This is a genomic window from Neisseria sp. P0021.S006 (assembly GCF_051956895.1).
In genome coordinates this window covers 1-1130 of the sequence record NZ_JBQCWZ010000449.1, presented here as the reverse complement: position 1 = coordinate 1130, position 1130 = coordinate 1, and the positions used below count along the sequence as shown (strand labels likewise).

At 52.3% G+C, this 1130-nt stretch carries 1 protein-coding gene; it reads right to left on the bottom strand.

Going from position 1 to position 1130, the window contains the following annotated elements:
- Positions 1–1091 (bottom strand): UDP-N-acetylmuramate--L-alanine ligase (murC, locus tag ACTHUM_RS14905; RefSeq protein ID WP_440403279.1); only part of this gene is annotated, 1091 nt, incomplete at its 3' end.
- Positions 1092–1130 lie beyond the last annotated feature (39 nt).

The following is a 1130-nucleotide window of genomic DNA, read 5'->3' as shown; positions in this document are numbered from 1 at the left end:
GTATAGCGGTGCGGTTGGAAAGCCAAGACCAAGCGTTTTTCAGGGTATGCGCCGCGTGCAGCAGAAAGGGTTGCCGCCATTTCGACAGGATGGTGGCCATAATCGTCCACCAGCAAAACGGTTCCGCCGTTTGGCAATTTGATGTCGCCATATTTTTGGAAGCGGCGGCCGACGCCTTCAAAGCCGAGCAAGCCTTTTTGGATGGCTTCAACCGATGCGCCAACTTCCAGCGCAACACCAATAGCCGCCAACGCATTGAGGACGTTGTGGCGACCGGGCATATTCAAAACAACTTCAAACGGCTCTTGCTCATGTCCTTTCATTTGAACATGAACGGTAAATTTCATTTGAGCGCCGATGTTTTCAATATCGGTTGCGTAGATATCGGCAGTATCGTCCAAGCCATAAGTAGCGTAAGGCTTGCTCACTTTTGGCAAAATCGCGCGGACATGTTCGCTGTCGATGCACAAAAATGCTTTGCCGTAAAACGGCATACGGTGGATAAAATCGACAAACGCCTGATGCAGTTTCTCAACACTGTGGCCGTAAGTGTCCATGTGGTCTTCGTCGATATTGGTCACAACGGACATAATCGGGGTCAGGTACAGGAAAGAGGCATCAGATTCGTCGGCTTCTGCGACGATGTATTCGCCTTTACCCAAACGGGCGTTGGTACCTGCGGCATTGAGCTTGCCACCGATAACAAAAGTAGGATCAAGTCCTGCCGCACCGAGAATAGAAGCGGTCAGGCTGGTTGTCGTGGTTTTGCCGTGCGTACCGGCAATGGCGATACCATCGCGGAAGCGCATCAGTTCTGCCAACATCAGCGCGCGCGGAATCACGGGAATCTGCTGTTCCAACGCGGCAACAACTTCAGGATTGTCTTTTTTGACGGCAGTAGAAGTAACAACCACATCGGCACCATTGACGTGTTCGGCAGTATGGCCGGGGTAAACTTGGATGCCGAGAGCGCTCAAATGCTCAGTAACGGCATTACGCGCCTGATCCGAACCGGAAACTTTAAAGCCCAAATTGTGTAAAACTTCGGCAATACCGCTCGCCTCTACCGTTCCTCCTACGCCCTGACCCATGACGGCGCGTGGGACTGGGGCGACACCAAAAACGTATTG